The sequence below is a fragment of the Blattabacterium cuenoti genome (assembly GCF_014251575.1).
GTDB classification, from domain to species: domain Bacteria; phylum Bacteroidota; class Bacteroidia; order Flavobacteriales; family Blattabacteriaceae; genus Blattabacterium; species Blattabacterium cuenoti_N.
Genome location: NZ_CP059191.1, coordinates 393,171 through 415,138, shown reverse-complemented (window position 1 = coordinate 415,138; position 21,968 = coordinate 393,171). Strand labels below are relative to the sequence as shown.

The 21,968-nt window shown below is 28.1% G+C and carries 37 protein-coding genes; 36 read left to right on the top strand and 1 reads right to left on the bottom strand.

Annotated elements, in window-relative coordinates; genetic code table 11:
• Positions 1 to 33 precede the first annotated feature (33 nt).
• From rpsL to H0H67_RS01885, 33 genes are all read left to right on the top strand, one after another.
• Positions 34 to 411, top strand: coding sequence for a 30S ribosomal protein S12 (rpsL, locus tag H0H67_RS02045; RefSeq protein ID WP_185859117.1), 378 nt, complete (start codon positions 34 to 36; stop codon positions 409 to 411).
• Positions 412 to 415: 4 nt separating this feature from the next.
• Positions 416 to 892, top strand: coding sequence for a 30S ribosomal protein S7 (gene rpsG / locus H0H67_RS02040; RefSeq protein WP_185859610.1), 477 nt, complete (start codon positions 416 to 418; stop codon positions 890 to 892).
• A gap of 9 nt (positions 893 to 901) precedes the next feature.
• A complete protein-coding gene (gene fusA / locus H0H67_RS02035) occupies positions 902 to 3,010 on the top strand; it encodes an elongation factor G (protein ID WP_185859116.1) in 2,109 nt (702 codons plus the stop codon).
• Position 3,011: 1 nt separating this feature from the next.
• Positions 3,012 to 3,317, top strand: a complete 306-nt coding sequence (gene rpsJ / locus H0H67_RS02030) for a 30S ribosomal protein S10 (protein ID WP_012840772.1) — start codon at positions 3,012 to 3,014, stop codon at positions 3,315 to 3,317.
• A gap of 5 nt (positions 3,318 to 3,322) precedes the next feature.
• Complete coding sequence (rplC, locus tag H0H67_RS02025) at positions 3,323 to 3,949, top strand: 50S ribosomal protein L3 (protein WP_185859115.1); 627 nt, start codon at positions 3,323 to 3,325, stop codon at positions 3,947 to 3,949.
• Positions 3,946 to 4,575 (top strand): 50S ribosomal protein L4, encoded by a 630-nt coding sequence (gene rplD, locus H0H67_RS02020; protein WP_185859114.1) that lies wholly within the window; start codon positions 3,946 to 3,948, stop codon positions 4,573 to 4,575. Before rplC ends, rplD begins: the two co-directional genes overlap by 4 nt.
• A gap of 11 nt (positions 4,576 to 4,586) precedes the next feature.
• Positions 4,587 to 4,877 (top strand): 50S ribosomal protein L23, encoded by a 291-nt coding sequence (rplW, locus tag H0H67_RS02015; protein ID WP_185859113.1) that lies wholly within the window; start codon positions 4,587 to 4,589, stop codon positions 4,875 to 4,877.
• On the top strand, positions 4,877 to 5,701 hold the full coding sequence (rplB, locus tag H0H67_RS02010; RefSeq protein WP_185859112.1) for a 50S ribosomal protein L2: 825 nt from the start codon (positions 4,877 to 4,879) through the stop codon (positions 5,699 to 5,701). Before rplW ends, rplB begins: the two co-directional genes overlap by 1 nt.
• Positions 5,702 to 5,710: 9 nt before the next feature.
• On the top strand, positions 5,711 to 5,995 hold the full coding sequence (gene rpsS, locus H0H67_RS02005) for a 30S ribosomal protein S19 (RefSeq protein ID WP_185859111.1): 285 nt from the start codon (positions 5,711 to 5,713) through the stop codon (positions 5,993 to 5,995).
• A 7-nt stretch (positions 5,996 to 6,002) separates the two neighbouring features.
• Positions 6,003 to 6,374 carry a large ribosomal subunit protein uL22 gene (locus tag H0H67_RS02000; protein ID WP_185859110.1) on the top strand — a complete coding sequence of 124 codons (372 nt, stop codon included), beginning with the start codon at positions 6,003 to 6,005 and terminating at the stop codon, positions 6,372 to 6,374.
• Between the two features lie 7 nt (positions 6,375 to 6,381).
• Entirely contained in the window at positions 6,382 to 7,080 is a 699-nt protein-coding gene (rpsC, locus tag H0H67_RS01995) for a 30S ribosomal protein S3 (RefSeq protein ID WP_185859109.1), read from the top strand.
• Between the two features lie 12 nt (positions 7,081 to 7,092).
• Entirely contained in the window at positions 7,093 to 7,512 is a 420-nt protein-coding gene (rplP, locus tag H0H67_RS01990; RefSeq protein ID WP_185859108.1) for a 50S ribosomal protein L16, read from the top strand.
• Positions 7,509 to 7,709: a 50S ribosomal protein L29 gene (gene rpmC, locus H0H67_RS01985; RefSeq protein WP_185859107.1), complete on the top strand. Its 201-nt coding sequence runs from the start codon at positions 7,509 to 7,511 to the stop codon at positions 7,707 to 7,709. Before rplP ends, rpmC begins: the two co-directional genes overlap by 4 nt.
• A complete protein-coding gene (rpsQ, locus tag H0H67_RS01980) occupies positions 7,693 to 7,971 on the top strand; it encodes a 30S ribosomal protein S17 (protein ID WP_185859106.1) in 279 nt (92 codons plus the stop codon). Before rpmC ends, rpsQ begins: the two co-directional genes overlap by 17 nt.
• Positions 7,972 to 7,973: 2 nt before the next feature.
• Complete coding sequence (gene rplN / locus H0H67_RS01975) at positions 7,974 to 8,345, top strand: 50S ribosomal protein L14 (RefSeq protein ID WP_185859609.1); 372 nt, start codon at positions 7,974 to 7,976, stop codon at positions 8,343 to 8,345.
• Between the two features lie 11 nt (positions 8,346 to 8,356).
• On the top strand, positions 8,357 to 8,587 hold the full coding sequence (rplX, locus tag H0H67_RS01970; RefSeq protein WP_185859105.1) for a 50S ribosomal protein L24: 231 nt from the start codon (positions 8,357 to 8,359) through the stop codon (positions 8,585 to 8,587).
• Positions 8,584 to 9,147: a 50S ribosomal protein L5 gene (gene rplE / locus H0H67_RS01965; RefSeq protein WP_185859104.1), complete on the top strand. Its 564-nt coding sequence runs from the start codon at positions 8,584 to 8,586 to the stop codon at positions 9,145 to 9,147. The genes rplX and rplE overlap by 4 nt, the downstream gene beginning before the upstream one ends.
• Complete coding sequence (gene rpsN, locus H0H67_RS01960; RefSeq protein WP_185859103.1) at positions 9,140 to 9,409, top strand: 30S ribosomal protein S14; 270 nt, start codon at positions 9,140 to 9,142, stop codon at positions 9,407 to 9,409. The genes rplE and rpsN overlap by 8 nt, the downstream gene beginning before the upstream one ends.
• Before the next feature lie 17 nt (positions 9,410 to 9,426).
• On the top strand, positions 9,427 to 9,810 hold the full coding sequence (gene rpsH / locus H0H67_RS01955) for a 30S ribosomal protein S8 (RefSeq protein WP_185859102.1): 384 nt from the start codon (positions 9,427 to 9,429) through the stop codon (positions 9,808 to 9,810).
• Between the two features lie 23 nt (positions 9,811 to 9,833).
• Entirely contained in the window at positions 9,834 to 10,379 is a 546-nt protein-coding gene (rplF, locus tag H0H67_RS01950) for a 50S ribosomal protein L6 (RefSeq protein ID WP_185859101.1), read from the top strand.
• 12 nt (positions 10,380 to 10,391) lie between these two features.
• Positions 10,392 to 10,715: a 50S ribosomal protein L18 gene (gene rplR, locus H0H67_RS01945; RefSeq protein WP_185859100.1), complete on the top strand. Its 324-nt coding sequence runs from the start codon at positions 10,392 to 10,394 to the stop codon at positions 10,713 to 10,715.
• 5 nt (positions 10,716 to 10,720) lie between these two features.
• Positions 10,721 to 11,233 carry a 30S ribosomal protein S5 gene (gene rpsE / locus H0H67_RS01940; RefSeq protein WP_185859099.1) on the top strand — a complete coding sequence of 171 codons (513 nt, stop codon included), beginning with the start codon at positions 10,721 to 10,723 and terminating at the stop codon, positions 11,231 to 11,233.
• The gene (gene rplO, locus H0H67_RS01935; protein ID WP_185859098.1) at positions 11,226 to 11,702 is read left to right on the top strand and encodes a 50S ribosomal protein L15; all 477 of its coding nucleotides are present in this window, start codon (positions 11,226 to 11,228) and stop codon (positions 11,700 to 11,702) included. The genes rpsE and rplO overlap by 8 nt, the downstream gene beginning before the upstream one ends.
• Positions 11,703 to 11,712: 10 nt before the next feature.
• A complete protein-coding gene (secY, locus tag H0H67_RS01930; protein ID WP_185859097.1) occupies positions 11,713 to 13,104 on the top strand; it encodes a preprotein translocase subunit SecY in 1,392 nt (463 codons plus the stop codon).
• A gap of 72 nt (positions 13,105 to 13,176) precedes the next feature.
• Positions 13,177 to 13,392: a translation initiation factor IF-1 gene (infA, locus tag H0H67_RS01925; protein ID WP_185859096.1), complete on the top strand. Its 216-nt coding sequence runs from the start codon at positions 13,177 to 13,179 to the stop codon at positions 13,390 to 13,392.
• A 16-nt stretch (positions 13,393 to 13,408) separates the two neighbouring features.
• Complete coding sequence (gene rpmJ, locus H0H67_RS01920; protein ID WP_185859095.1) at positions 13,409 to 13,525, top strand: 50S ribosomal protein L36; 117 nt, start codon at positions 13,409 to 13,411, stop codon at positions 13,523 to 13,525.
• A complete protein-coding gene (gene rpsM, locus H0H67_RS01915; RefSeq protein WP_185859094.1) occupies positions 13,526 to 13,906 on the top strand; it encodes a 30S ribosomal protein S13 in 381 nt (126 codons plus the stop codon).
• Between the two features lie 15 nt (positions 13,907 to 13,921).
• Entirely contained in the window at positions 13,922 to 14,308 is a 387-nt protein-coding gene (rpsK, locus tag H0H67_RS01910) for a 30S ribosomal protein S11 (RefSeq protein WP_185859093.1), read from the top strand.
• A 16-nt stretch (positions 14,309 to 14,324) separates the two neighbouring features.
• Entirely contained in the window at positions 14,325 to 14,933 is a 609-nt protein-coding gene (gene rpsD, locus H0H67_RS01905) for a 30S ribosomal protein S4 (protein WP_185859092.1), read from the top strand.
• 23 nt (positions 14,934 to 14,956) lie between these two features.
• Positions 14,957 to 15,961 (top strand): DNA-directed RNA polymerase subunit alpha, encoded by a 1,005-nt coding sequence (locus H0H67_RS01900; protein ID WP_185859091.1) that lies wholly within the window; start codon positions 14,957 to 14,959, stop codon positions 15,959 to 15,961.
• A 6-nt stretch (positions 15,962 to 15,967) separates the two neighbouring features.
• Positions 15,968 to 16,387, top strand: coding sequence for a 50S ribosomal protein L17 (gene rplQ / locus H0H67_RS01895; protein ID WP_185859090.1), 420 nt, complete (start codon positions 15,968 to 15,970; stop codon positions 16,385 to 16,387).
• Entirely contained in the window at positions 16,387 to 17,673 is a 1,287-nt protein-coding gene (gene eno, locus H0H67_RS01890; RefSeq protein WP_185859089.1) for a phosphopyruvate hydratase, read from the top strand. Before rplQ ends, eno begins: the two co-directional genes overlap by 1 nt.
• Before the next feature lie 34 nt (positions 17,674 to 17,707).
• Positions 17,708 to 18,979 (top strand): SLC13 family permease, encoded by a 1,272-nt coding sequence (locus tag H0H67_RS01885; RefSeq protein WP_185859088.1) that lies wholly within the window; start codon positions 17,708 to 17,710, stop codon positions 18,977 to 18,979.
• Here the strand turns inward: H0H67_RS01885 and H0H67_RS01880 are convergent.
• Positions 18,953 to 19,363: a hypothetical protein gene (locus H0H67_RS01880; protein WP_185859087.1), complete on the bottom strand. Its 411-nt coding sequence runs from the start codon at positions 19,361 to 19,363 to the stop codon at positions 18,953 to 18,955. The two genes, H0H67_RS01885 and H0H67_RS01880, sit on opposite strands and share 27 nt — an antisense overlap.
• Positions 19,364 to 19,436: 73 nt before the next feature.
• Here H0H67_RS01880 and menB point away from each other — a divergent pair, with 73 nt between their 5' ends.
• Genes menB through H0H67_RS01865 form a run of 3 tightly spaced genes read left to right on the top strand, consistent with a single transcriptional unit; the run spans position 19,437 to position 21,870 of the window.
• On the top strand, positions 19,437 to 20,267 hold the full coding sequence (menB, locus tag H0H67_RS01875) for a 1,4-dihydroxy-2-naphthoyl-CoA synthase (RefSeq protein ID WP_185859086.1): 831 nt from the start codon (positions 19,437 to 19,439) through the stop codon (positions 20,265 to 20,267).
• Positions 20,264 to 21,169 (top strand): 1,4-dihydroxy-2-naphthoate octaprenyltransferase, encoded by a 906-nt coding sequence (menA, locus tag H0H67_RS01870; RefSeq protein WP_185859085.1) that lies wholly within the window; start codon positions 20,264 to 20,266, stop codon positions 21,167 to 21,169. Before menB ends, menA begins: the two co-directional genes overlap by 4 nt.
• A 5-nt stretch (positions 21,170 to 21,174) precedes the next feature.
• Positions 21,175 to 21,870, top strand: coding sequence for a metal-dependent hydrolase (locus H0H67_RS01865; protein WP_185859084.1), 696 nt, complete (start codon positions 21,175 to 21,177; stop codon positions 21,868 to 21,870).
• Positions 21,871 to 21,968: the final 98 nt, after the last annotated feature.

Here is a 21,968-nt window from a genome sequence, read left to right as displayed (position 1 = left end):
TAAATAGCATAATTTGCGTTCTAAATATAGAATATGCCTACTATACAACAATTAATTAGAAAAGGTCGTACTTCTGTTTCTAAAAAAAGGAAATCTATTGCATTGGAATTTTGTCCTCAAAGAAGAGGAGTTTGTACTAGGGTTTATACTACGACACCCAAAAAACCAAATTCAGCTATGAGAAAAGTAGCTCGTGTTAGATTTACAAATGGAAGAGAAGTTATTAGTTATATAACAGGAGAAGGTCATAATCTTCAAGAACATTCAATAGTATTGGTTAAAGGAGGGAGAGTGAAAGATTTGCCAGGAGTAAAGTACAAAATTGTGCGAGGTGCTCGTGATACAGCAGGAGTCAGTGGAAGAAAAAAAAGCAGAAGTAAATATGGAGCTAAATTACCTAAAAAAGGTTGAATTAATGAGAAAAGTAAAAAATAAAGAGAAAATATATTTGCCAGATCCAAAATTCAATGATCCACTTGTTACACGTTTTGTCAATCATTTGATGAAAAATGGAAAAAAAAACGTGGCATATAAAATATTTTATAATGCTATGAAAAAAATAGATTTAATAAAAGAAAGAGAAGAAAAATCAGCATTAGAAATATGGAAAGATGGATTAAAAAATGTAATGCCTCATGTAGAAGTGAGAACTCGTCGGATGGGAGGATCTAATATTCAAGTTCCTGTTCCTATTTCCTCTAATAGCAAAATGACAAAAGCAATGAAATTGTTGATATCTTGCGCATCTATTAGAAAAGAAAAAACTATGGCAAATAAGTTAGCTTCTGAAATATGGGATGCTTTTAAAGAACAAGGAGAAGCTATTAAAAGAAAAGAAAATATTCACAAAATGGCTGAATCCAATAAAGCCTTTTCGCATTTTAGATTTTAGTTATTTATTATGGAAAAAGACTTAAATTATACAAGAAATATAGGAATTGCAGCACATATTGATGCAGGAAAGACAACTACCACAGAAAGGATTTTGTTTTATACGGGAATTAATCACAAAATAGGAGAAGTTCATGATGGAGCTGCCACTATGGATTGGATGCAGCAAGAGCAAGAACGTGGAATAACTATAACATCTGCAGCTACATGTTGCGAATGGATGTATAATAATAAAAAATATCAGATTAATATTATAGATACTCCAGGGCATGTAGATTTTACTGTGGAAGTAGAACGATCAATGAGAGTTTTAGATGGGATGGTCGTTTTATTTAGCGCAGTTGATGGTGTTGAACCTCAATCAGAAACTGTATGGAGACAAGCGGATAAATACGGAATACCTAGGATAGCTTTTGTCAATAAGATGGATAGACAAGGTTCTGATTTTTTTAATGTTTGTTCTCAAATAAAAAAAATTTTAGGAGCTAATTCAATTCCGTTGCAACTTCCTATTGGAAGTGGAGATAACTTTATAGGAGTGGTAGATTTAATAGGAAGTAAGGCTATAATATGGGATGATAAAAATTATGGAATGACTTATCAAATTCATCCTATTCCGGAGGATATGAAAAGTATAGTTGATGATTATCACAATCAACTTATTGAAACTCTATCCGAACATGATGATGTTATAATGGAAAAGTTTTTATACAATAATTATCCTATATCAGAGGATGATATTATTCATTCTTTACAAAAGAATACAATAAAAATGAAAGTGATTCCTATCCTATGTGGTTCTTCTTTTAAAAACAAAGGAGTGCAATCTATATTAGATGCTATATGCAGATATTTACCTTCTCCTCTAGAAGTTAAGGATATAGTGGGAATCAATCCTATTAGTCAAAAAAAAGAAATAAGAAGACCCAATGAAAATGAACCTTTTTCTGCTTTAGCTTTCAAAATAGCAAGTGATCCTTTTGTAGGTCGTTTAGCTTTTTTCAGAGTTTATTCTGGAAAAATAGAATCCGGATCTTACAGTTTTAATGCAAGATCTGGTAATAAAGAACGTATTTCTAGAATATATCAAATGCATGCAAATAAACAAAATCCAATAGAAAAAATAGGAGCTGGAGATATAGCAGCTGTAGTTGGATTTAAAGATATTAAAACAGGAGATACTTTATGTGATGAAAAACATCCAATTTTATTAGAAAATATATTGTTTCCTGATCCAGTTATTGGTTTAGCCATTGAACCTAAATTCAAATCTGATATTGATAAAATGACTTTTGCTTTATCTAAATTAATGGAAGAAGATCCTACTTTTCAAGTTAGAACAGATGATTATACAGGTCAAACTATTATTTCTGGAATGGGAGAACTCCATTTGGAAATCATTTTAGATCGTATGAAAAGAGAATTCAAAGTTGAAGTTAATCAAGGGAAGCCTCAAGTAGAGTATAAAGAGGCTTTAACAGATTGTGTCGAACATAGAGAAATTTATAAGAAACAAACAGGTGGTAGAGGAAAGTATGCAGATGTATTGTTTAGATTAGAACCTGGAAATATAGGAAAATCTGGATTGGTATTTATTAATAAGATAAAAGGAGGAAACATTCCAAAAGAATATATTCCTTCTATAGAAAAAGGATGTAAAGAAATGATGAAAAATGGACCTTTATCTGGATATGAAATAGATAGTGCTAAAGTAACTATTCTAGATGGGTCTTATCATTCTGTTGATTCTGATCAGCTCTCTTTCGAAATAGCAGGAAAATTAGGGTTTAAAGAAGCAGCTAAAAAAACTAATCCTGTTTTATTAGAACCAATTATGAAATTAGAAGTAATTGTTCCAGAAGAAAACATGGGTGAAGTAATAGGAGATTTAAATCGTAGAAGAGGAATAGTTCAAGATATGAGTACCCGAAATAATATAAAGATAATTCAAGCTTTAGTTCCATTATCTGAAATGTTTGGATATGTAACAGTTTTACGAACCCTTTCTTCCGGAAGGGGAACATCTGTTATGGAATTTTCTCATTATGACACGGTTCCTACTAATGTAATAGATAGGATTATTATAGAAAACCGTAATAAAAAACAAAAAAATAAGTGATATGGGTCATGATATAAAAATTAAATTAAAATCTTATGATTATAATTTGTTAGATAAATCAGCTGAAAGAATTGTTAATTCAGTACTCCCTACGGGAGTTGTATTGAATGGACCTGTTCCTTTACCTACTGAAAAGAAAATATTTACAGTATTACGTTCTCCACATGTAAACAAAAAATCAAGAGAACAATTCTTTCTTCCTACTCATAAAAGACTTTTACAAATTCATAATGCCTCATCTAAAACAGTAGATGCATTGATGAAACTAGAGTTACCTAGTGGAGTTGAAGCTGAAATAAAAGTGTAAAAAAAATGTCCGGATTAATAGGAAAGAATATAGGAATGACAAGCATCTTCTTGGATGATGGAAGATGCGTACCTTGCACTGTTGTAAAAGTAGATCCTTGTTATGTAGTGCAAATAAAAACAATAGAAAATGATGGTTATTTTTCTGTTCAACTTGGAGTTGATGAAAAAAAAATTCAAAAAACAAATAAACCTTTGTTAGGTCATTTTAAGAAGTCTGGATTATCTCCGAAAAAAAAACTATTAGAATTCAAAGAAGATTCAGTTTCTCATTTTGACTTAGGAAAAAAAGTTAGTGTAGATTCTTTTCAAGAAGGAGATTTAGTTGATATTAAAGGAATTTCTAAAGGGAAAGGATTTCAAGGAGTGGTTAAAAGACATAATTTTTCAGGTGTGGGAGAAAGAAGTCATGGTCAACACAATCGATTAAGGGCTCCTGGATCAATAGGTGCTGGATCTGATCCTTCGCGTGTTTTTAAAGGAAAAAAAATGGCCGGAAAAATGGGAAAAAAAAATGTAACGATTAAAAACTTAAAAATATTAAAAATAGATACTCATCAAAATTTGATAATTTTGAAAGGATCAGTTCCAGGAAACAAAAATTCATATTTGATGATTAATAAAAAAAAATGAAATTAAGAGTTCTAGATATCAAGGGGAATTTGACTGACAAAAAAGTAGAATTTAACGAAAAAATTTTTTCAAAAAAATCTTATGATCATTCTATATATTTAGAAGTAAAAAGATATTTGTTTGCCCAACGTCAAGGAACACATAAATCCAAAGAAAAAGGAGAATTATCCGGTAGTAACAGGAAATTACATAGACAAAAGGGAACCGGTGGATCCAGAAAAGGAGACATTAAGAATCCTATTTTTAGAGGAGGAGGAAGAGTATTTGGTCCAAAACCAAGAAAATATTTAATCAAATTAAATAAACATACCAAAAATAGGGTTAAAAAGTTCATTATTGAACAAAAATTAATACAGAATAGAATCAAGATTGTAGAAAATATTGAATTAAATATTCCAAAAACTAAATTTGTTTTAGAATTATTAAAATCACTACAATTAAAAGGTAAAAAATTATTGATGGTACTTGGAGAAAAAAATAAAAATTTATATTTGTCATCTCGTAATTTAGAAAACTTTAAACTATTAAATGTGAATGAACTGGATTGTTTTTCTCTGTTAAATTTTCCATATGTAGTTTTCTCTGAAAATTCCATAAAAAAAATTAATGAGTTTTTATCTATATAAATTTATGGACTATGATTTTGATCAAGCCTTTTGTTACAGAAAAGTTTACCAAAGAAAATAAAAATAATTGTTATATTTTGTCTGTAGATGTGAAATCTAATAAAATTCAAATTAAGAAAGAAATTAAAAAAAAATTTGGGGTTTCTGTAAAAAATGTTAGAACCATGATTTATCCCAGAAAAGATAAATCAAAATATACTAAAAAAGGATTTCTTTATGGAAAAACTAATAAGATAAAAAAAGCTGTTCTTCAATTTGAAGAAAATCAGAAAATTGATTTTATCAATAAAAAAGAAGTCTAATGTCAATCAAAAAATTAAAACCTGTAACACCTGGTCAACGTTTCAGAATAGTAAATTGTTTTGATCAAGTAACAAATTATGATCCTGAAAAAACTTTAGTAAAAGGAAAATGTAAATCTGGAGGAAGAAATAATACTGGACGAATGACTATGCGTTATTTAGGAGGTGGTCATAAAAGAAACTATAGAATAATAGATTTTAAAAGAAGAAAATTTGGAATTCCTGCTGTTATAAAATCTATAGAATATGATCCAAATAGATCTTCTTTCATTGCTTTGCTTCATTACAAAGATGGAGAAAAGAGATATATTGTAGCCATAGATGGATTTAAAATAGGTCAAAAAGTTATTTCTGGTAAAAATATACCTTTTCATATGGGAAATTCTACTTTTTTGAGTGAAATTCCGTTAGGAACTAATGTATCTTGTATAGAACTTAGACCTGGTCAGGGTGCAAAAATAGCGAGAAGTGCAGGCTCTTTTGCTCAATTATTCGCAAAAGATGAAAAATATGTTACAATTAAACTTCCATCTGGAGAAATGAGAATGATTATGAAAAGTTGTATGGCAACAATTGGAGTTGTTTCTAATCTTGATCACCAATTGGAAACATATGGAAAAGCAGGAAAAAGAAGACATTTTGGAAGAAGACCTAGAACTAGAGGTGTGGCAATGAACCCTGTAGATCATCCAATGGGAGGAGGAGAAGGAAAAGCATCTGGAGGAATACCTAGAAGTAGAAAAGGGAAACCTTCTAAAGGTTTTAGAACTCGTTCTAAAAAAAGATATTCTAATAAATATATTTTACAAAGAAGAAAAAAATAAATTTTTATCATGGCAAGATCTTTAAAGAAAGGTCCATATGTATCAATAAAATTGCAAAAAAAAGTATTAAACAATCTAAAATCAGAAAAAAAAACTGTTATTAAAACTTGGTCTAGACCTTCTACTATTTTACCAGATTTTGTTGGACAAACATTTGCTGTTCATAATGGAAAGCAATTTGTCAATGTATATGTTACTGAAAATATGATTGGACATAAATTGGGAGAATTTGCTCCTACTCGCACTTTTAGAGGACATTCTGGTTCCAAGAATAAATTGAAAGCGAAAAATTAAAAATACAATGAAACAAGAAACTAATGTAGTTTCAGCTTCTTTGAATGGAGTGAGAACATCTCCAAGAAAAATGAGATTGGTAGCAAATTTAATTCGAAATAAAGAAATTCAAAGAGCTTTGGATATATTAACATATAGCCATAAAAAAAGAATATCTCTTTTTTTTAAGAAATTGCTTCTTTCTTTATTGTCTAATTGGGAAAAAAAGTATGATGAATCTTATTCTAATGCTAATAGGGAATATTTATTGTATATAAAGGAAATTAGAGTTAATCAAGGAAAAACCTTAAAAAGGCTACGTCCTGTTCCTCAAGGTAGAGGTCATAGAATCAGAAAAAGGTCAAGTAATGTTCTAGTTTTTTTAGAAAAAAGAAAATAATTTTTATATGGGACAAAAAACAAATCCAATTGTTAACCGTCTTGGAATCATTATGGGATGGCAATCCAGCTGGTGTAATAATTATAAAGATAGAATAAAGGAAGATTTTAAAGTGAGGAGATATATAGAAGCTAGATTACCAAAAGGTATAGTTTCTCGTATTTTCATTGAAAGAACTTTAAAATTTATTACTATTACTATTCGTACATCACGACCAGCTCTTGTTATAGGAAAAAGAGGAGATGAAGTAGATACAATTAGAAAAGAATTAAAAAAACTTACTAAAAAAGAAGTTCAAATTAATATATCTGAAGTTAAACGTCCTGAATTAGATGCACCATTAGTGGCTAAAGGTTTAGTTAGACAATTAGAAAATCGAATTTCTTATAAAAAAGCAATTAAATTATCTATTTTTTCTGCTATGAGAATGAATGCTCAAGGAATAAGAATTCAGATTTCAGGTAGATTAAATGGATCAGAAATGGCTAGATGTGAAATCTATAAAGAAGGTAGAATCTCTCTAGGAACTTTTCGTGCTGATGTGGATTATCATATGGCTGTCGCTCATACTGTTTATGGAAGTATAGGGATTAAAGTATGGATTATGAAAGGAGAGGTTTATGGAAAAAGAGAATTGTCTCCTTTTTTAGGAGGAATGCAAAAAAAACAAAGAGGAAATAAAACCTATCATAGAAAAAAGAAATAGGATATTGTATTTATGTTACAACCAAAAAAAACAAAATATAAAAAAAAACAAAAAGGAAGGATTCGTGGAAATTCCAAAAAAGGAATTCTTCTTTCTAGAGGATTATATGGAATAAAAGCCCTAGAAGGAGGTTGGATTACTTCAAAGCAATTGGAAGCAGCACGAGTAGCTGCTACTAGATATATGAAAAGAGAAGGTAGACTATGGATTAATATATTTCCAGACAAACCTGCTACTAAGAAACCACAAGAAGTACGTATGGGAAAAGGAAAAGGACCTGTTGAATTTTGGGTATCTGTAGTTAAACCTGGAAGAATTTTGTTCGAAATCGATGGAGTTGAAATAAATGAAGCAAAAGAAGCTTTAAGATTAGCGGCTCAAAAGCTTCCTATTAAGATGAAATTCATTTTTTCTAATGAAGTTAAATTATGAAAGATTCAGATATTAAAACTTTATCAATTGATAATTTGATTCAAGAAATCGAAATTTATGAAAATAATTATCAAAATATAAAATTTTCTCATTCTGTAAGAATAAATAAAAATCCTATGATCATTAGATTTATGAGAAAGAAAATTGCTAGATTGAAAACAGAGTTAAATAAAAAAATAAATGATAGTAGAACATAAAAAATCCATTGTTCGTAATAGAAGGAAACAGAAACAAGGAACTGTCATAAGTGATAAAATGAATAAAACTGTTGTAGTTTCTGAAGTTAAAAAAATAAAACACAGATATTATGGTAAAAGTGTTATAAAGAAAAAAAAATATATGGTTCATGATGAAAAAAATATTTCTAAAAATGGAGATAAAGTTAGTATTATGGAAATACGTCCTATAAGTAGGAAAAAATGTTGGAGATTAGTATCCATATTAGAAAAATCTAAATGATTATGTTGCAACAAGAGTCTATTTGTAAAGTATCGGATAATACAGGAGCTAAAGAAGCTTTGATTATTAGAGTATTAGGAGGAACAAAAAGAAGATATGCTTCTCTAGGAGATTCCATAGTTGTTACTATAAAAGTATCTGTTTCTGGAGGAAGTACAGTAAAAAAAGGTCAAGTATCTAAAGCTGTGATTATTAGAACAAAAAATAGAACGAGAAGAAAAGATGGATCTTATATAAGTTTTGATGATAATGCTTGTGTATTAATTAATGCTTCTGGAGAAATGATAGGAACAAGAGTTTTTGGTCCTGTGGCAAGAGAACTTAGAGAAAAAGAATATATGAAAATTATATCTTTAGCACAAGAAGTATTGTGATATTGTTTATTATGACAAGAATCAAAAAAGAAGATAAAGTATTAGTTTTGTCAGGAAATTATAAAGGGAGTAAAGGAGTCGTTTTGAAAGTTTTTCCTAGAAAAAATAAAGCTATTGTACATAATTTAAATATGGTAAAGAGACATTTAAAACCTAGTTTGAAAAATCCTAAAGGAGGAATTATAAAAAAAGAATCTCCCATTCATATATCTAACTTAAAAAAAGTGAAAGAAAAAGAATGATTTATCTATCTAGATTGCAAAAATTGTATAATAAAGAAATAGTTCCTAATTTAATCAAAAAATTTGGATATAGATCTATTATGGAAGTTCCCAAATTAAAAAAAATAGTGGTTCATCAAGGAATTGGTTTATCTGTTATAGATAAAAAAATAATAGATTTTTCTATAAAAGAAATAACAGACATAACAGGACAAAAAGCTATTTTTTGTTATTCTAAACATGATGAGTCTGGGTTTAAACTAAGAAAAGGAATGCCTATAGGAGTAAAAGTTACTTTACGAAGAATAAAAATGTTTGAGTTCTTAGAAAGACTTATTGTAGTCTCTCTACCTAGAGTAAGGGATTTTAATGGTGTAAAAGAAAGTAGTTTCGATGGTCGTGGAAATTATAATATGGGAATTACAGAACAAGTGATTTATCCTGAAATAAATATTGATAAGATTAAAAAAAATATGGGAATGAATATTACATTTGTCACTTCTGCTAAAAATGATGCAGAAGCTAAAAGTCTTTTATCTTTTTTTGGAATACCTTTTAATAATAAAAACAAAAATGGCTAAAGAATCAGTCAAAGCAAGACAAAGAAAAAGAGAGAAAATGGTAATGAAATATGCAAATAAAAGAAAAAATCTAAAAAAATCAAAAAGTTATGAACTTTTGCAAAAGTTACCTAAAGATGCATCTCCTGTTCGTTTAAGAAATAGATGTTCTATTACTGGAAGGTGTAGGGGGTATATGCGTCAATTTGGTGTTTCTCGTATTGTTTTTAGAAATTTAGTTTCTCAGGGACTAATCCCTGGTGTTAAAAAAGCTAGTTGGTAGAAAAAAATCTATTTTGTATGGATCCAATTGCTGATTTTTTAACTAGAATTAGAAATGCTAGTTTAGCAAAACATAGATTTTTAGAAGTTACTTCTTCTAAGATAAAAAAAGAAATTGCTAATGTTTTGTTAGAAGATGGGTATATTTTGAGTTATAAGATAGAAAAGGATAAAAAAACTATTAAAATAGCTTTAAAATACTATCAAGAAAAAATTTCTGTTATTCAACAAATAATCAGAATAAGTAAACCAGGACTTAGGATATATTGTAAGTATAAAAATTTACCTCGTGTTTTAAATGGATTAGGAATAGCTATAATTTCTACTTCTAATGGAGTAATAACAGATAAACAAGCAAGAAAAAAAAGAATAGGTGGAGAAATTCTGTGTTATGTGTATTGAGATGATAAATAATTTTTTTTAAGATGTCTAGAATTGGGAAAAAACCTATTTTTATTCCTGAAAATGTGAATGTAAAAATATTTGATAATAAAATATTAGTGAAAGGAATTTTAGGATCTTTGAGTCAAAAAATTTCTAAAAAACTGAAATTTATTTTTCATGAAAATCAATTAATAATTACTAGAAATCAAAAAGATAAGGAATCTAAATCTTTGCATGGATTGTATCGTGTTTTAATTAACAATATGATTGTAGGAGTGACAAAAGGATTTATGAAAGAATTAGAATTAGTAGGAATTGGATATAGAGCTTCTTATAAAGAAAACATTTTGGATCTGAATTTAGGTTTTTCTCATAATATTATGATGCAGATTCCTGAGGAAGTTCATATAGAGATAGAATCTGAAAAAGGAAAAAATACTATTCTAATTTTGAAATCTCATGATAAACAACTTTTGGGGATGATAAGTGCTAAAATTAGATCTTTGAGAGTTCCTGAGCCTTATAAAGGTAAAGGAATAAGGTATTTAAAAGAAGAAGTTCGTAGAAAATCAGGAAAATCAGCTTAATTTTTAACAAAAATGAAAAAGAAAAAATCAAAAAGAATTTTTGGAAAATCAGGACGACCTAGAATTTCTATCTTTAGAAGTAACAAAGGAATTTATGCACAAATTATAGATGATGAAACCGGAAAAACTTTGGTTTCATCATCATCAAGAGAAAAAATATTTTCTCATTATAAAGAAACAAAAATAGAGTTATCTAATGAAGTAGGTAAATTACTGGGAAATAGAGCTAAAAAATTGAAAATAAAAAAATTAGTTTTTGACAAAGGAAGATATTTATATCATGGGAGAGTGAAATCTTTAGCTGAAGGAATTAGAGAAGTTGGATTAGAATTTTAGATAATATGGCATCGGATAAAAGAATAAAATATACAGGATTAGAATTAAAAGAAAAATTAGTTGGAGTAACGAGAGTCTGTAAGGTTACTAAAGGAAGAAGATATTTTAGTTTTAGTGCTATTGTTGTTAAAGGGAATGAAAATGGGATAGTAGGTTATGGTTTTGGAAAATCCAAAGAGGCTCCTGATGCAATTCACAAAGCTGGAGAACAAGCTAAAAGGAACCTTTGTAAGGTTTGCATTTCTAATGGAACTATTCCTCATGATCAAGAAGCTAAATATGGAGGGGCTCATATTCTCATTCGACCAGCATCTGATGGAACTGGAATTATAGCAGGCGGACCTTTGAAGGCTGTTCTTGAAGCTGCAGGATTAAGAAACGTTTTGTCAAAATCTAAAGGATCTTCTAATCACCATAATGTTATTAAAGCTACTATTAAAGCATTGAGTAATATGAGAGATGTTCATATTATTGCAAAACAGAGAGGAATTACCATTAAAAAAGTATATAATGGATGAAAAAATTACTTCAAGAAATATTAATCAATTGTCTCCAAAAAATGGATCTAATAAAAAAAAATTAAGATTGGGAAGAGGGCAAGGATCTGGAAAAGGTGGGACTTGTGGAAGAGGACATAAAGGAGCGAAATCTAGGTCTGGATTTTCCAAAAAAAGAGGTTTTGAAGGAGGACAAATGCCTCTTCAAAGAAGAATTCCTAAATTTGGATTTAGAAGACATTTTTTGAGAAAAAAATTTTCTTTGATTAATTTGGATACAATTCAAAATTATGTGAATCAAGGAAAAATTCAAGATCTTATTGATCAAAAAGTTTTATTAAAAAATAATTTATCAAAAAAGAATAATCCGGTTAAAATATTGGGAAGGGGTGAATTGTGTGCTTCATTAAAGATATATGCATCTAAGTTTAGTAAAAAAGCCTTGTTATCTATCCAAAAAACAGGTGGGGAAGCTTTATCTATATCATGAAAAAATTATTATGGATAATTTTTTAACATCTTTTCATCATATTTGGAACATTAAAGAATTGCGAAGAAAAATAGTAATAACTCTAAGTTTATTGTTGGTATATCGTTTTGGTGCTTATATCCCTCTTCCAGGAATTAATCCTTTGGGAATTAGTGATTTTATGGAAAAATTTAATTCAGGATCTAAAGGATTAATGCAAATTTTATCCTCTTTTACTGGAGGAGCTTTTAATCGTGCTTCAGTTTTAGCTTTAGGAATTATGCCTTATATATCTGCTTCTATCATTATTCAATTAATGTGTATAATTATTCCCTACTTACAAAAATTGCAAAGAGATGGAGAAAGTGGTAGAAAACAAATTAATTTTATTACAAGATGGTTAACAGTCGGGATATGTTTAATACAAGCCCCTGTTTATCTCATTTCTTTAACCCAAAAATTCATTCCTTTTTCATCAAATTCTTTTTCTAAAACTTATTTAATTGATATAAATACTTTTTATGGAAAAAGTATGTTTTGGGTTATAGGAATAATAATTTTGACATCTGGAACTTTATTTACTATGTGGTTAGGAGATAAAATTACAGATAAAGGGATAGGGAACGGAATTTCCTTAATAATTATGTCTGGAATAATAGCACGTTTTCCTGATGCTATAGCTAAAGAAATTTTTAGCAAACTGGAAATTGGAAATGGAGGATTAATAGTATTATTTCTTGAATTTTTATTATGGTTATTAGTTATTTTATTTTCTATTGTAATTATTCAAGCCATTAGGAAGATTCCAGTTCAATATGTTTCCCATTATAAATCTTTGGGGTTGGGTTCTCAATTAATTCACAAAAAACATCAGTATCTTCCTCTTAAGATGACTGCTGCTGGAGTTATGCCTATTATATTTTCTCAATCTATTATGCTTTTTCCTTTAACTTTTTCTGATTATGTAAGAAATGTAAAAATTAAAAATTTTTTTCATCTTTTTCAAGATATTTATGGATTATGGTACAATTTGACTATTTCTTTGTTGGTAATAGTATTTACTTTTTTTTATACAGCTATTACAATTCCAGTAAATCAAATGGCTGATGATTTGAAAAGAAATGGAGGTCATATACCAAGAATTAAACCAGGGAAAGAAACTGCTGAATACATAGATGATGTTTTATCTAAAATTACGTTTCCTGGAGCTTTTTTGTTGGCTATAATAGCTATTTTTCCATCTATAGTTTTTCGGATAGGAGTAACTCAAAATTTTGCATTATTTTATGGAGGAACTTCATTGTTAATTGTAGTAGGAGTTATTTTGGATGTTTCACAACAAGTGAATATTCATTTACTAAATTATCATTATGATGGGTTGATGATGATGAAAAATCGTAGTGGAAGATATACTAGATTATAATTTTTTTTGTATATTATTTCTCATATTTATATAAATTAAGTATAACTTACTTGAATACATTTAATTGTTATTATGGCTAAACAAAAGCATATTGAAGTAGATGGAACCATTGTAGAATCGTCTCCAAATGCAATGTTTCGTGTTGAATTGGAAAACGGATGTATTGTTAAAGCTCATATATCCGGAAAAATGAGAATGCATTATATAAAAATATTGCCAGGAGATAAAGTGAGGTTAGAGATGTCTTCTTATGATTTAGAAAGAGGGAGGATAACTTATAGATATTAATAAAATTTATTATATTATGAAAGTCAGAGCTTCTTTAAAAAAAAGAACTGGAAATTGTAAAATTGTCAGTCGAAAAGGACGTTTGCGAATTATTAACAAAAAAAATCCTAGATTTAAACAGAAACAGGGTTAAATGGCTGTTCGAATTTCAGGGGTAGATATTCCTAGATCTAAAAGAGGTGTTATAGGTCTTACCTATTTATATGGAATAGGGGTAAGTTTGTCAAAACTAATTTTGTGTTCTGTTGGAATAGATGAAAATAAAAAAGTAGAGAATTGGTCTGATGATGATATTAGCAAAATCAGAAAATATATATCTAATAATATAAAGATTGAAGGAGAATTAAGATCTGATATACAATTTAATATCAAAAGATTGATGGATATAGGTTGTTATATAGGAACAAGACATAGAAAAGGGTTACCTCTAAGGGGTCAAAAAACAAAAAACAATTGTAGGACTAGAAAAGGAAGAAAAAAAACTGTAGCAAATAAAAAAAAGGTTACAAAGTAATAAAAAATAATCTTTATGGCAAAATCATCATTGGGGAAAAAAAGATCTGTAGTTGTAGATTCTTTAGGGGAAGCTCATATTCAATCCACTTTTAATAATATTATTATAACGTTAACAAATAAAAAAGGGGAAGTCATAGCATGGTCTTCTGCTGGTAAAATGAATTTTAAAGGATCTAAAAAAAATACACCGTATGCAGCACAAATGGCCGCAGAAAATGTAGCAAAAGAAGGGATAAATGCTGGAATCAAAAAAGTTGAAGTAAAAGTCAAGGGACCTGGAGCAGGGAGAGATGCAGCTATACGAGCTTTAAGTAATTCTGGAATTATAGTAACAATGATAAAAGATATAACTCCATTGCCGCATAATGGATGTCGTCCTCCTAAAAGAAGAAGAGTTTAACATTTATTAGAAAATTATGGCAAAATACATAGGACCTAAAACTAAAATTTCTAGAAGATTTGGAGAATGTATTTATGGAGAAGATAAATATTTTGAAAGAAGAAAGTATCCATCTGGACAACATGGAAATAATCGTCGTAGAGGAAAACGTTCAGAATATTTTATACAGTTGATAGAAAAACAAAAAGCAAAATATACTTACGGAATATTAGAAAATCAGTTTGAAAGGTTATTTTTTGAAGCTGCAAGAAAAAAAGGAATTACTGGAGAATTGTTATTGCAAGCATGTGAAAGCCGTCTCGACAATATAGTTTTTAGATTAAAACTTGCTCCATCTAGATCTTCTGCACGTCAAATTGTTTCACATAGGCATATTGTTGTGAATAATCATATAGTTAATATTCCATCTTTTAGATTAAAACCAGGAGATAAAATAGGAGTAAAAGAAAAATCTAAAAAACATCCAGTTATATTGGATTGTATACAAAAAAAAGCAGGATCATTAGTTGAATGGTTAATTTTTGATGAAAAAAATATGTTTGGTATATTTAGAGTGATGCCGAAGAGGACACAAATTCCTGAAAATATTAAAGAACAACTTATTGTTGAATTATATTCAAAATAGTTAATCATACATTACATCATCATATGGCTATTCTAGATTTTGTTAAACCTGATAGAATTGCAATGTCTGAGTTTTCAGATAACAAAGGTGTTTTTCATTTAAAACCGTTAGAACCTGGATATGGAATTACTTTAGGAAATGCATTGAGAAGAGTTTTATTAGGATCTTTAAAAGGTTTTGCAGTTACTTCTATTCGAATTAAAGGAGTTAAATATGAATTTTCTACTATAGAAGGTGTAGTTGAGGATGTGACTGAAATAATTTTAAATTTTAAAAAAATTCGTTTAAAAAGAAAAGTAACAGGAATTCATAAAGAAGTAGTTAATGCATCTATTCATCATGGGAAACAGGTAACGGGAGGGATTCTGAATAAATTTATTTCTGGATTTCAAATTTTAAACGATGATTTGATTATTTGTAATAAAGAAGAATCTGTGAGTCTAGAAATTAGTTTCACAATTGAAGAAGGAAGAGGTTATGTTCCTGCAGAAGAAAATAAGAGGAATAATGATGATTTGATTGGAACAATTCCTATAGATTCTATTTATACTCCTATTAGAAATGTAAAATATACAATAGAAAATTGTCGAGTTGGTCAAAAGATTGATTTTGAGAATCTTTCATTAGAAATTAAAACGGATGGTTCTATTTGTCCAAAATCAGCTTTAATGGAAGCATCTAAAATATTAATTCAATATTTTTCTATTTTTTCTTATGATAAAATAGGAAAAAAGAAACAAGAAGAAATCAAAAAAGATAAAAAATATGATGAAGAATTTTTACGAATGCGTACTTTGTTAAAATCTAGGTTAATCGATATGGATTTATCTGTTCGTACAAAAAATTGTTTAAAATCTGCATCTGTAGAAACTATTGCAGATTTGGTCAGTTGTAATCGAAATAATATGTTGAAGATGAGGAATTTTGGGAAAAAATCCTTAGACGAGTTGGAAAGTAAAATGAAGGAAAAAGGATTATATTTTGGAATGGATATCTTAGAATATAGATTATTAAATAATAAAGAATAAAAATAGATGAATCATAGGAATAAGAATAATCATTTAGGAAGAAAATATGGACATCGAAAATCTATTCTTTCTAATCTTGCTTCTTCTTTAATTAAGAAAAAAAGAATTTTTACAACTTTAGCCAAAGCTAAAGCTCTAAAAAAATATGTTGAACCTATTATTAGAAAATCTAAAATCCACACAACTCATTCTAAAAGAAATATTTTTTCGTCTCTAAGAGATAAGACAGCAGTTTCAGAATTGTTTAAAAATGTTTTTGATAAAGTTCGTGTCCGTCCTGGTGGATATACTAGAATTATAAAGACTGGATTTCGTATTGGAGATCAAGCCTCTCTTTCTTTTATTGAATTAGTAGATTTTAATAAGATTTATACATCTAAGAAAATAATAAAATCTGTAAGACGCAGTAGAAAAAAAAATGAATAATGAGTAAAATAAAAAAAATTAAGGCAAGACAAATATTAGATTCAAGAGGAAATCCTACTGTTGAAGTGGATGTAATAACAGAAAAAAATGTGTTTGGACGTGCTTCTGTTCCGTCTGGAGCTTCAAAAGGAGAACATGAGGCCTTTGAATTACGTGATAATCAAAAAGATGTTTTTTTTGGAAAAGGAGTATTGAAAGCTGTTCAGAATGTTAATAATATTATTTATCCTGAATTAATTGGAAAATCTATATTTGATCAAGTTTATATTGATAAACTGATGTTAGAATTAGATGGGACAGTTAATAAAAAAAGATTGGGTTCTAATTCAATTTTAGCTATCTCATTAGCAGTGGCGAGAGCTGCATCTAATGAACTAAAAATTCCTCTTTATAAATATTTAGGAGGAGTTTATACGAATAAACTGCCTACTCCTTTAATTAATATTGTAAACGGAGGAAGACATTCCAATTCTCCTATAGCTTTTCAAGAATTTATGATAGTTCCTGTTAAGTCTAATAGTTTTATGGAAGCACTTCAAATGGGACATAAGGTTTTTTATCAATTAAAAAATCTTTTACATAAAAAAGGTTTTTCAACAAGTGTTGGTGATGAAGGAGGTTTTTCTCCTAATTTTGATGGAATAGAAGATGTTTTGGATCATATATTAGAAGCTATACATATGGCGAATTATGAACCTTATGATCAAATAGGAATAGCTATAGATTGTGCTGCATCTGAATTTTATAAAGATAATCAATATGACTATTCTAAATTTGAAAAAAAAACAGAAACTTCAGAAAAGTCTAAAGAAGAACATGTTCATTATTTATCCTATTTAATTAAAAGATATCCAATTATATCTATTGAAGATGGAATGGATCAAAATGATTGGGAAGGGTGGAAATTATTAACGGATGAAATGGGAGACAAGATTCAATTAGTAGGAGATGATCTTTTTGTTACTCAAGTTTGCAAACTAAATGAAGGAATCAAAAAGAAAATAGCAAATTCTATTCTTATAAAAGTTAATCAAGTAGGAACATTAACAGAAACAATTGAAACAATTAATTTGGCTAAAAAGAACAAGTATAAGAATATTATATCTCATCGTTCTGGAGAAACAGAGGATTCTTTCATAGCAGATTTTTCTGTTGCATTAAATATTGAACAAATCAAAACAGGTTCTATTTGTCGTTCTGAAAGAATTTCAAAATACAATCAATTATTACGCATTGAAGAAACGCTTGGTCAATATTCTTTTTATTCAGGATGGAATCAAACATAAAAAAAATATTCCATCAATGATGAATTAAGAATCAATGGTAATTTTAATTTTTATACTTGGATATTTATTTATTACTCTTGAAAACTTATTTTCTTTAAATAAAGTTATTCCAGCCATTCTGATGGCTACCACTTGTTGGTCATTTATTATGTTATTTAATCTTCCTGTTTATGAATTTGACCAACATTTAATAATTAAAAAGGATCCCAAATATTTGTTATTACTTCATTTAGGTAAAGCTTCTGAAATTGTTTTTTTTCTTATTGGAGCTATGTCTATTATTTCTGTAATTGAAAAGTATTCCGGATTTGAAGCTTTGAGAGAATTATTTTACACGAATACTAAACGTAGATTTTTGTGGATAATAAGTTTAGTTTCTTTTTTATTATCTGCAATAATAGATAATCTAACAGCAACTATAGTTTTAATTTCTCTTCTTAGAAAAACAGTTTCTAATTATAAAGAACGTTTATATTATTTGGGATCAGTTGTGATATCTGCTAATGCAGGAGGAGTTTGGTCCCCAATTGGGGATATAACTACAACAATGTTGTGGATTTCTAATAAAGTAACGACTATACATCTTCTTAAAAAGATACTTGTTCCATCTATATTATGCATGTTTATTTCCACTTTGATAGCATCTTTTATGCCTGTATTTAATGGAACTTTTCAAGTTAAAAAAAATAAATTATCAAAAGATAATCTCAATAGAGGTTTTTTTATGTTGAAAGTAGGTCTTTTTTTAATGTTGCTTGTTCCTATTTTCAAAACTATAACTGGGGTTCCTCCATACATGGGTATGATGTTTTCTCTTGGAATTATTCTTTGTATCGTTAAAAAATATAAATCAGAGTCTATTTTATCTATAGACGATATTTTTAAAAAATTGGATTTTTCTAGTATTTTGTTTTTTTTGGGTATTTTACTTTCAGTTTCTTCTTTGGAATCCTTGGGAAAATTATATAGTTTATCTCATTGGATAAATGAGACTGTTTATACATGGAAAATTACAACTTTTATATTTGGATTGATTTCTTCTATTATAGATAATGTCCCTTTGGTCGCCGCTACTATAGCCATGTTTTCTTCTTATCCAATTGATCATGATTTATGGCATTTTATAGCTTATGTTTCTGGAACAGGAGGAAGCATTTTTCTTATAGGTTCTGCTGCAGGAGTAGCTGCTATGGGAATGGAAAAAATAGATTTTTTTTGGTACTTGAAAAAAATTAGTTGGATAGCTTTGATTGGATACATCTCCGGATTTGTTTATTTATTAATTTATCCATTTTTTTCTTTGTAAGAATTCTATAAAGTTTCCTCCTAAATACGAAAAAGGAAAAAAAAGTGGAAGTATTACTATTTTAAACCATAAAGGAAATGGATAGAAAAATCCATGAAATAATGCTATAAAAAATAAAATAAATCCCGTCAACATAGCATAAGCTTTTTTTGCGTTTCGTGCAAAAAAAGCAGTTATTGTCCCTCCTAACAAAGCACTAAAAGCATAGAAAAAAATCATAACCAAAAAAAATTCAGTTGGAGCTTCAACAAGAACGTTTTTTAATTTTTTTATCGGGATGGATTGTGTTTGTATAAACCATTTTTTTATAAATTTGATAGAAAATAGTATTTCTATGATGCTTATTATTACTCCTGTAGATACTGATAATATATTACGAAACATAGCATAATTGAAGTATTTTTTTGTTATTTTGTAAAAATGTAAAAATAAACATCAATTTTTAATTTATTTTTTTATGAATTCTACCTTGGAGATAGATTGGATCCCAATCAAAAAATATGAAGATATTTTATTTCTTTTTTGGAAAGGAGTTTCTAAAATAGAAATAAACAGACCATGGTGTCATAATGCATTTCGTGTAGAAACAGTAAATGAAATGATGGATGCTGTGGATATATGTAGCAATAGAATTGATATAGATATATTAATTATAACGGGGGCTGGAGATAAATCTTTTTGTTCTGGAGGGGATCAAACAACAAGGGGGTTGGGTGGTTATTTGGGAAAAGATGGAACCACAAGATTGAATATTTTAGATTTTTATAAGAGAATAAGAGAAATACCTAAACCTGTTATAGCTATGGTAAATGGTTATGCTATAGGAGGAGGGCACGTATTACATGTAGTTTGCGATCTGACTATTGCATCTGATAATGCTATTTTTAGTCAAGTTGGTCCTAAAGTAGGTTCTTTTGATGGAGGATTTGGATGTTCTTATTTAGCTCGTCATATTGGTCAAAAAAAGACACGAGAAATGTGGTTTTTGTGTAAAAAATACACGGCTAAAGAAGCATTGAAAATGGGATTGATCAATAAAGTTGTAAGTCAAGAAAAATTAGAGGAAGAAACTATAAAATGGTGTAAAACAATACAGAAAAAAAGCCCTATGTCTTTAAGGATGATCAAGCGTTGTTTAAATGCGGAATTAGATGGACAACATGGATTAATGCAGTTGGCAGGAGATGCCACTTTAATGTTTTATTTGATGGAAGAGTCTCAGGAAGGAAAAAAAGCTTTTTTAGAAAAAAGAGATCCTAATTTTAAAAAATTTACAAGATTTTTATGAAATTAAAATATTGGATCCATGCAGCTCGTTTACATACTTTACCTTTATCCTTTTCTGGAATAACTTTAAGTTATCTTATATCTAAGTCTAGAGTTTCTGTAAATTTACACACATACATTTTATGTGTTATTACAGCTTTATTATTGCAAATACTGGCTAATTTTTCAAATGATTATGGAGATAGTATAACAGGAGTTGATAATTTTAAACGTATAGGTCCTAAAAGAACAATTCAATGTGGGTTTCTTTCCTTATTAGATATGAAGAAAGCTATTTATTTATTTTCCGTATTATCTTTTTTATCAGGATTTTTATTACTTTATCAAAGTATTTTGTATAAAAATATTTTTGTTTTTTTATTCTATTTTATAGGAATTTTTGTTTGTATTTATGGTTCTATAAAATATTCTATTGGATCTTCTCCTTATGGATACGTGGTAGGAATGGGAGATTTATTTGTTTTCATTTTTTTTGGTCTTTTTTCGGTAGAAGGAAGTTATTTTTTATATACAAATGCTTTACATATGGATATGTTTTTATTATCTTCATCTATGGGATTATTAAATGTAGCTGTTCTAAATATAAATAATATGAGAGATATAGATAATGATTATGAAAACGGTAAATATACTATGGCAGTATGGTTGGGAATAAAACGTGCAAAATTATATCATGTAATTTCCTTATTTATTTCAGTTCTTTTAGGAATTTTTTTTATTCTTTTGAATCAAAAAACGATTTTTCAGTGTATTTTTTTTATACTAGTCGTTATTTTTTTGATTTTTCATGTTAAAAGAATCCTTTTTTTAAAGAAGAATAATTTATTCAATTTAGAACTAAAAAGATTAATTTTAATTGTTTTTTTGTATGGATTAAGTATAGGTATCAGCAATTTTTTATAAATATTATGAAAATAACTTTTTTTTCTCATAGCACATTTTCATTAGAAATACATGATAAATATTTATTAATAGATCCTTTTTTTTCTGGTAATCCTGTTTTTCAAAATAAAAATTTTTTGAAATATTTTGATCATTTAAAAAAAGTAGATTATATATTATTAACTCATGCACATTATGACCACGTATGTGATGTAGAATTTTTTTCACAAAAATTCAATAATGTTTTAGTTATTTCTAATTATGAAATTTCTAATTATTTTGAAAAAAAAGGAATCAAAACATATGGTATGAATTATGGATCTTTTATTTCTTTTTCTTTTGGTAAATTAAAATATGTTTGGGCATCTCATTCTAGTGTTTTTAATGATGGAACTTATGGTGGAAATGCTGGCGGTTTTTTGTTACATACAGATGAGGGTAATTTATATATATCGGGAGATACTTCTTTGACGAGTGAAATGCATATTATTCCTAATTTTGGAAAACTAAAACTTTCTATTTTACCGATAGGAGGTAGATATACAATGGATATAGAAGAAGCAATTATTGCTTCAGATTTTCTGAAATGCAAAAAAATATTAGGAGTTCATTATGATACTTTTGAAGAAATTCAAATTAATAAAAATGAAGCTAAAAAAAGATTTTCTAAAAAAGGAAAAGAACTAATTCTGTTAGAAATGGGAGAAACTATATTTCTTTAAATAATGGATAAAATAAATTTTTTTTTAAAAAAAAAACTTTCTTTTTCAGAAGAAAAATATTTAACTCCAATAGAATATTTAATCATAATACTATTTGG

Bases quoted from the DNA above. Each gene is read 5' to 3' on its own strand.
- infA (WP_185859096.1), top strand. From the start codon at position 13,177: ATGGCTAAACAAAAGCATATTGAAGTAGATGGAACCATTGTAGAATCG.
- rpsE (WP_185859099.1), top strand. From the start codon at position 10,721: ATGGCATCGGATAAAAGAATAAAATATACAGGATTAGAATTAAAAGAA.
- eno (WP_185859089.1), top strand. From the start codon at position 16,387: ATGAGTAAAATAAAAAAAATTAAGGCAAGACAAATATTAGATTCAAGA.
- rpsQ (WP_185859106.1), top strand. From the start codon at position 7,693: ATGATAGTAGAACATAAAAAATCCATTGTTCGTAATAGAAGGAAACAG.
- secY (WP_185859097.1), top strand. From the start codon at position 11,713: ATGGATAATTTTTTAACATCTTTTCATCATATTTGGAACATTAAAGAA.
- rpmJ (WP_185859095.1), top strand. From the start codon at position 13,409: ATGAAAGTCAGAGCTTCTTTAAAAAAAAGAACTGGAAATTGTAAAATT.
- rplX (WP_185859105.1), top strand. From the start codon at position 8,357: ATGACAAGAATCAAAAAAGAAGATAAAGTATTAGTTTTGTCAGGAAAT.
- H0H67_RS01880 (WP_185859087.1), bottom strand. From the start codon at position 19,363: ATGTTTCGTAATATATTATCAGTATCTACAGGAGTAATAATAAGCATC.
- rpsC (WP_185859109.1), top strand. From the start codon at position 6,382: ATGGGACAAAAAACAAATCCAATTGTTAACCGTCTTGGAATCATTATG.
- rpmC (WP_185859107.1), top strand. From the start codon at position 7,509: ATGAAAGATTCAGATATTAAAACTTTATCAATTGATAATTTGATTCAA.
- rpsJ (WP_012840772.1), top strand. From the start codon at position 3,012: ATGGGTCATGATATAAAAATTAAATTAAAATCTTATGATTATAATTTG.
- rplF (WP_185859101.1), top strand. From the start codon at position 9,834: ATGTCTAGAATTGGGAAAAAACCTATTTTTATTCCTGAAAATGTGAAT.
- menB (WP_185859086.1), top strand. From the start codon at position 19,437: ATGAATTCTACCTTGGAGATAGATTGGATCCCAATCAAAAAATATGAA.
- H0H67_RS01900 (WP_185859091.1), top strand. From the start codon at position 14,957: ATGGCTATTCTAGATTTTGTTAAACCTGATAGAATTGCAATGTCTGAG.
- rpsM (WP_185859094.1), top strand. From the start codon at position 13,526: ATGGCTGTTCGAATTTCAGGGGTAGATATTCCTAGATCTAAAAGAGGT.
- rplE (WP_185859104.1), top strand. From the start codon at position 8,584: ATGATTTATCTATCTAGATTGCAAAAATTGTATAATAAAGAAATAGTT.
- rpsL (WP_185859117.1), top strand. From the start codon at position 34: ATGCCTACTATACAACAATTAATTAGAAAAGGTCGTACTTCTGTTTCT.
- rpsN (WP_185859103.1), top strand. From the start codon at position 9,140: ATGGCTAAAGAATCAGTCAAAGCAAGACAAAGAAAAAGAGAGAAAATG.
- rpsS (WP_185859111.1), top strand. From the start codon at position 5,711: ATGGCAAGATCTTTAAAGAAAGGTCCATATGTATCAATAAAATTGCAA.
- rplW (WP_185859113.1), top strand. From the start codon at position 4,587: ATGATTTTGATCAAGCCTTTTGTTACAGAAAAGTTTACCAAAGAAAAT.
- rpsK (WP_185859093.1), top strand. From the start codon at position 13,922: ATGGCAAAATCATCATTGGGGAAAAAAAGATCTGTAGTTGTAGATTCT.
- H0H67_RS01885 (WP_185859088.1), top strand. From the start codon at position 17,708: ATGGTAATTTTAATTTTTATACTTGGATATTTATTTATTACTCTTGAA.
- rplO (WP_185859098.1), top strand. From the start codon at position 11,226: ATGGATGAAAAAATTACTTCAAGAAATATTAATCAATTGTCTCCAAAA.
- rplB (WP_185859112.1), top strand. From the start codon at position 4,877: ATGTCAATCAAAAAATTAAAACCTGTAACACCTGGTCAACGTTTCAGA.
- rplD (WP_185859114.1), top strand. From the start codon at position 3,946: ATGAAATTAAGAGTTCTAGATATCAAGGGGAATTTGACTGACAAAAAA.
- rpsG (WP_185859610.1), top strand. From the start codon at position 416: ATGAGAAAAGTAAAAAATAAAGAGAAAATATATTTGCCAGATCCAAAA.
- H0H67_RS01865 (WP_185859084.1), top strand. From the start codon at position 21,175: ATGAAAATAACTTTTTTTTCTCATAGCACATTTTCATTAGAAATACAT.
- rpsH (WP_185859102.1), top strand. From the start codon at position 9,427: ATGGATCCAATTGCTGATTTTTTAACTAGAATTAGAAATGCTAGTTTA.
- rplQ (WP_185859090.1), top strand. From the start codon at position 15,968: ATGAATCATAGGAATAAGAATAATCATTTAGGAAGAAAATATGGACAT.
- rplC (WP_185859115.1), top strand. From the start codon at position 3,323: ATGTCCGGATTAATAGGAAAGAATATAGGAATGACAAGCATCTTCTTG.
- rplR (WP_185859100.1), top strand. From the start codon at position 10,392: ATGAAAAAGAAAAAATCAAAAAGAATTTTTGGAAAATCAGGACGACCT.
- rplP (WP_185859108.1), top strand. From the start codon at position 7,093: ATGTTACAACCAAAAAAAACAAAATATAAAAAAAAACAAAAAGGAAGG.
- rpsD (WP_185859092.1), top strand. From the start codon at position 14,325: ATGGCAAAATACATAGGACCTAAAACTAAAATTTCTAGAAGATTTGGA.
- rplN (WP_185859609.1), top strand. From the start codon at position 7,974: ATGTTGCAACAAGAGTCTATTTGTAAAGTATCGGATAATACAGGAGCT.
- menA (WP_185859085.1), top strand. From the start codon at position 20,264: ATGAAATTAAAATATTGGATCCATGCAGCTCGTTTACATACTTTACCT.
- fusA (WP_185859116.1), top strand. From the start codon at position 902: ATGGAAAAAGACTTAAATTATACAAGAAATATAGGAATTGCAGCACAT.
- H0H67_RS02000 (WP_185859110.1), top strand. From the start codon at position 6,003: ATGAAACAAGAAACTAATGTAGTTTCAGCTTCTTTGAATGGAGTGAGA.